At 58.8% G+C, this 5519-nt stretch carries 9 protein-coding genes; 7 read left to right on the forward strand and 2 right to left on the reverse strand.

Annotated elements, in window-relative coordinates; all coding sequences use genetic code 11:
- Positions 1–103 precede the first annotated feature (103 nt).
- From ACYVDE_RS13520 to ACYVDE_RS13550, 7 genes are all read left to right on the forward strand, one after another.
- Entirely contained in the window at positions 104–481 is a 378-nt protein-coding gene (locus ACYVDE_RS13520) for a hypothetical protein (RefSeq protein ID WP_460502071.1), read from the forward strand.
- A 132-nt stretch (positions 482–613) separates the two neighbouring features.
- Positions 614–1102: a hypothetical protein gene (locus ACYVDE_RS13525; RefSeq protein WP_460502072.1), complete on the forward strand. Its 489-nt coding sequence runs from the start codon at positions 614–616 to the stop codon at positions 1100–1102.
- 52 nt (positions 1103–1154) lie between these two features.
- Positions 1155–1934 (forward strand): tetratricopeptide repeat protein, encoded by a 780-nt coding sequence (locus ACYVDE_RS13530; RefSeq protein ID WP_460502073.1) that lies wholly within the window; start codon positions 1155–1157, stop codon positions 1932–1934.
- A 150-nt stretch (positions 1935–2084) separates the two neighbouring features.
- Positions 2085–3491 carry a radical SAM protein gene (locus tag ACYVDE_RS13535; RefSeq protein ID WP_460502074.1) on the forward strand — a complete coding sequence of 469 codons (1407 nt, stop codon included), beginning with the start codon at positions 2085–2087 and terminating at the stop codon, positions 3489–3491.
- On the forward strand, positions 3491–3616 hold the full coding sequence (locus ACYVDE_RS13540; protein WP_460502075.1) for a hypothetical protein: 126 nt from the start codon (positions 3491–3493) through the stop codon (positions 3614–3616). The genes ACYVDE_RS13535 and ACYVDE_RS13540 overlap by 1 nt, the downstream gene beginning before the upstream one ends.
- A 30-nt stretch (positions 3617–3646) precedes the next feature.
- Positions 3647–3937 (forward strand): hypothetical protein, encoded by a 291-nt coding sequence (locus ACYVDE_RS13545; protein WP_460502076.1) that lies wholly within the window; start codon positions 3647–3649, stop codon positions 3935–3937.
- A 6-nt stretch (positions 3938–3943) separates the two neighbouring features.
- Positions 3944–4243 (forward strand): hypothetical protein, encoded by a 300-nt coding sequence (locus tag ACYVDE_RS13550; RefSeq protein WP_460502077.1) that lies wholly within the window; start codon positions 3944–3946, stop codon positions 4241–4243.
- Here ACYVDE_RS13550 and mutM read toward each other — a convergent pair.
- Both mutM and ACYVDE_RS13560 read right to left on the reverse strand, forming a co-directional pair.
- Positions 4205–5065, reverse strand: coding sequence for an Fpg/Nei family DNA glycosylase (gene mutM, locus ACYVDE_RS13555; protein ID WP_460502078.1), 861 nt, complete (start codon positions 5063–5065; stop codon positions 4205–4207). The genes ACYVDE_RS13550 and mutM overlap by 39 nt on opposite strands.
- A 113-nt stretch (positions 5066–5178) precedes the next feature.
- Positions 5179–5519, reverse strand: a 341-nt coding sequence (locus ACYVDE_RS13560) for a PhzF family phenazine biosynthesis protein (RefSeq protein ID WP_460502079.1), incomplete at its 5' end; no start/stop codon positions are given.

Genomic DNA, 5519 nt, shown 5'->3' on the forward strand with positions numbered 1-5519 from the left:
GCCGCATTTGGCGCACGTATGCTGAGTTGTTACCATCAACCTTATACGTGTTCATCCTCACTTAGACCACCGCCATTTATTTTATATCAAATTTGACCGGCTGTTGATGTTCTATTTTTTAGGTGCTGCTATCATCTCTGCGCTGTTTTATCCATATTACTCGCGGCTGAGATATGAGCGTCATTACACCAAATACATTGACGAGAATTACGGCAATCGAATTAATAAACCGGTTACTATTCAGCTTGCCGATGAGCAAATTCATTCTAAAGACGAACTAAGCGAAGGCACTGTGAACCTTTCGGCTGTAACTGAAATCATTGAAGTGCCAACCGCTATTTATGTTCGATTGGCTGCTAATTCGCTGATATTACCCAAAAAGCAAATCCAGAATATTGAAGAAGCAAAAGTGGCTTTGAAAGAAATTGCGGCACGATACCATATCGCCTATCGGGATGACACAAATTGGCAATGGAAATAAACTGCAATTGAGATGGCGCAAAGGCAATCTGCTTTTGGAAGCATCAACGCCAAGCGGAGGCGCGTTTATTAAAGTTCGTTCTGCAGCCAAGCCCATAGCAAATCAGTCTATGTTGAGTATTTGCTTTATCGGATGAAACATCTGCTTATAATCTGGTCATTACTGCTTGCTTCCGGCCTTGGTGCCCACGCCCAATACCTCTCTTTCCACGGCGGAGAATACCTCGACACCACCATCGCCCGCAATCCTGCGTGCGCCAAAACCTCCACCCTGCCCTATTTCGCCGTGGATGGCAAATACCCGCGCAGCTCGGCCACGCTGGTGCGCGAGGCAACCGCGTTTTTACAGCGTGGCGGCCGTAAATACCACGGCAGCGGCTACATCACGTTTCGGTTCATGATTGACTGCGCGGGATTCCGGCAGCCGATGACGCAGGTGCTGCAAACCGATGCCAACTACGTGCCCACGCACTTCCGGCCGGAGCTGGTGAGCGAGCTGTACGCCTTTTTGAAAACCCTGAAAGACTGGCGCACTGCCACGCATAGCGGTTTCGCCGTGAGCTATTTTACGTATCTAAGCTTTAAAATAACCGATGGTAAAGTCGTGGCCGTTATTCCTTAGCCTGCTGGCCTTGGCGCGGCTGGGGCAATGCCAGCGGCCCGTCACTTCTGCGGTGCCGGCCGGCGACTGCAGCAGCAAAGCGTATCAGGATACGCTCGTGGCCCGCTACCTCGACCGGGGCGCGCACCGCGTGAGCTACCTCAGCCCGCAGTGGGGCCTGTACTGCGACAGCCTGATTGCCGCCTGCCCCAACATTGCCTATGCCTACCAGCAAAAAGCCATGCCGCTGATTAAGTGCGGCGACTACGCGCAGGCCTTCCTACTGATTGACAAGGCTGTGGCGCTCGATGCCAACCGCTACCTGGCTTACCGCGGGTTCCTTAAGTGCATCTTCTCGAAGGACTACGCCGGGGCCATTGCCGACTTCCAGCGCGTGGCTAAACTCAAGCCCAACGGCCGCGAGATGGACCACACCTATGCGTTTTTCGAAGGTGCCAGCGAGCTGGAGCTGGGCCACGACAAGCTGGCCGAAAAGGCCTTCGCCGCCGACATGGCCCTGCAGCGCGGAGCCGACGGGCAAGGTTCCATCCACTTCAATACACTGTGGTATGCCGGCGTAGTGGCCGCCCGGCTGAAGCAGTACGCGCAGGCCCAAACCTACCTGCAACAGTGCCTGAAAGCCTACCCGCAGCACCCGGAAGCCAATTACAATCTGGCTCTAGTATATGCAGCGCAGCACCAGCCGGCCTTGGCGCGGCAGCACCTCGAAGCCGCGCAGCATGCCCTGATTGGCGGCTACCGGCTGAATGAGGACAATATTTTCTACGCCAACTACCCCGAGCAGATAACGGAGTTTGAGATAACGCAGGCCATCAAGGAGCTGAAGGATTGACGCCTGTCATCCTGAGCGGCGCGAAGGACCTTATCACATCAGAATTACTCTTGCTAACGTGTTAGGGTCCTTCGCGCCGCTCAGGATGACAGACGGAATTTCAAGTCTACCCCTATATTCCGGCGTCCATTTCCTTTCCCAACATCCGCCATGCCCGAACGGCCATACACCTACTACGACTTTACGCTGAGCCTCTGTCCGCACTGCCTGCGCCGCATCGAGGCCAAAATCGTCTTCGAAGACGGCAACGTATTCATGCTCAAACGTTGCCCCGAGCACGGGCGGCAGAAGGTGCGCATTGCCACCGATATCGAGTATTACAAGAGCATTCGCAACTATGTGAAGCCCAGCGAAACGCCGCGGCGCTTCAACGCGGCCACGCATTTTGGCTGCCCGTATGATTGCGGCCTCTGCACCGACCACGAGCAGCACAGCTGCCTCACTGTCATCGAGATAACCGACCGCTGCAACCTCACCTGCCCCACCTGCTACGCCGAGAGCAGCCCCACCCACGGCCGGCACCGCACCCTGGAGGAAGTGGAAGCTATGGTGGACCTGGTGGTAGCCAACGAGGGCGAGCCCGACGTGGTGCAGATATCCGGCGGCGAGCCCACGCTGCACCCGCAGTTCTGGGAAATTCTGGACATGTGCAAGCGCAAGCCCATCAAGCACTTGATGGTGAATACCAACGGCGTGCGCCTGGCCAAGGATGAGGCCTTCGTGGCGCGGCTGGCCACCTACGCGGGCGCGTTCGAAGTGTACCTGCAGTTCGATTCCTTCCGCGAAAACGTGTTGCTGACCTTGCGCGGCCGCGACCTGCGCGAGGTGCGGAAGCAGGCCATCGAGCACCTCAATAAATATAACCTCAGCACTACACTGGTAGTGACGCTGCAAAAGGGCCTGAACGACGACGAGATGGGCGACATCATCGACTACGCCCTGCAGCAGAAGTGCATTCGCGGCGTCACGTTTCAGCCCACGCAGGCGGCCGGGCGGCTCGATAATTTCAACCCCGAAACCGACTCCTTTTCGCTCACGGAAGTACGCCAGGGCATCATCGACCAGAGTCCGGTCTTCACGGCCGACGACCTGCTGCCCGTGCCCTGCAACCCCGACGCGCTGGCCATGGCCTACGCCCTGAAGCTCGACGGCGAAGTGTTCCCCCTCACCCGCTACGTCGACCCCGCCGAGCTGCTGAGCAACAGTAGCAACACCATCGTGTATGAGCGCGACCCGCGCCTGCGCCAGCACATGCTCAAGCTCTTCAGCACGGCTAATACGGTGGATACGGTGGTGCCCGAAATCAACCAGCTGCTGTGCTGCCTGCCGCAGGTATCGGCCCCCAATCTGGGCTACGAAAACCTGTTCCGCATCATCATCCTGCAGTTCATGGACGCGCATAATTTCGACGTGCGGGCCGTGAAAAAATCCTGCGTGCACATCGTGAGCAAGGATTTGAAAATCATTCCCTTCGAAACGATGAACATCTTCTACCGCGACCAAGAAAAGCTGGCCCGGCTGGAGGAGCTGCGGGCCGAGCGCATCGGTATTGTGTAATGGAGCTGCGCAAGCCCCTGCCGCCCCCGGGTGAGCCGCCCAAATCCAGCGGCTGCCTCGTTGCCGTGCTCATCGGCCTCATGCTGCTGCTCATTGGCTGGAGCATGTGCGGCAATCCTGCCTAACTTTTGGCTATCGGTTACTCCTTTCTGCCTATGCAACCCGCCCCTCCCCCACCCGAAAAACCGTCTTCCTTCAAATGGCCGGTGGCCGTGAACCTGGCCCTGCTCGTGTGGGCCGCTATTTCGACGCATGGCGATTCAGGGTTGCTGGCCATTGCCGTGGGCGTCCTCACCGCCACGAACGTGCTGGCCGCGCTGATTGCGCTGGTAATTGGCTGGCGGCACTGGGTTGCGGCGTTTATTTTGTCGGGTATTCTGGTGGTGCTGATTGGGTTAGGCGCCTGCTTTATGATGCTGAAGGGTATGCGAGTCAACGGTAACTAATTTCTTATGAGTCAACCTACCTTCGGCCGCATCATTCGCAACAACCTGCTCATTCTGCTGGGCGCTGCCGTCGTGCTGGGCCTGGCGGTGAAGTGGATGGATGGGGCAGCCGCCATCCTGTTTGGCCTTTTCTACCTGGGCCAGGCACTGGCCAACCTCATTCTGGCCCTGACGCATCTGGGGAGTGGCCCGCAGGAAACAGGGGCTGCGCCCTATTTCCTGAGCCTGCTGCTGGTGCTGCTTATTGGCTTTGGTGCCTGCACGGGCCTATTCGTGCTGGCCGACGGCGGGGGCAGCATGCACTGAGGCCGGCGCGGGCTGGCACTTCGGGCAGATGTAGGTGGCGCGCCCGCCCACGTAGTATTTCTCAATCTTCACCTTCGGATGGCGCGGGCAGAAGGTGTGCGCATCGGTGCCAAGCGTAGCCGAGTCGTCCCACTCGCGGGCGTGGATGAGGAAGGACTTGGGGAAATACTTGTAGTTGGCCTCGTGGCTGATGGCCGTGGTGAGCACCAGCTGAATGGCGGCGTGCAGGGCCTTGAACTCCTTTTCCGACAGCGAATTGCCCAACCGCTCGGGATGAATTTTGGCCTGAAACAGCACTTCGTCCACAATCCAGTTGCCGAGGCCGGCGGTGATGCTTTGGTCGAGCAGCAGCGGCTTAAGTAGCGTTTTGCGATGGCCCAGCTTCTGCTGCAATTCGGCGGCAGTGATTTTCAGGGCATCGGGGCCGATTTTTTTGGCTTTCTGATACGCAGTCGCGCTGTCAGCCAACCGGATACGGCCGAATTTGCGCGGGTCAATGAAGGCGAGGCGCAGGCCGGAATCGTCGAGGTGCAGGGCCACGCGGGTGAAGCGCGGGGCGTCGGGCTCGTCGCGGTAGGCGCCGATGTCGCCGGTCATGCCGAAGTGCAGCACCAGCACTTTGCCGTTATCAAGCTCCACAAAGCAGTTTTTGCCCAGACGGCTCGTACCAGTGATGGTTCGGCCCACGAGACCGGCGCGCAGTTCGGCTTCGGGCATGGCCAGCACGTGAGCATCATTCACCTGCACGGCGGCAATGGTTTGGCCCACGGCAATTTCATCGATAAAGCGGCGGTAAGTTTCGACTTCGGGTAATTCGGGCACGTGGAGAAGGACTGAGGTTTGAGGGCTGATTTCGGGGGCAATTGAACGTCATGCTTCGCTGCGCTCCGCATGACGTTCTAACAGGCCAACCCCCAGCGGAGTTGCCTCCCTGCCTACAAATCGGCGCGCAGTCCGCCTTCCAGCACCACCACGCCGGTGCCGCCAATCTGCACCGATTGGATGGCTTCGCGCGGACCGTACACGCGCACCTGCACCGAGCCGGCGCGGTCCATGTCGTGGCCCTGCTCGGCAATGAATTCCGGCGAATTGAGGTAGCCGTGGTGCCACAGGTAGGCCGCCATACCACCGGTGGCCGAGCCCGTCACGGGGTCTTCCGCCACATCGGGCGGGGTGCCGAAGTGGCGGGCGTATGTGTGGCCGGCCGGCGTGGCCCCGCCCAAGCAAAACAGGTGCGGGCTGAAAAAGTCGCTCCCGGCGCGGTAGCGGCCCAAGC

The organism is Hymenobacter agri, from assembly GCF_054778495.1.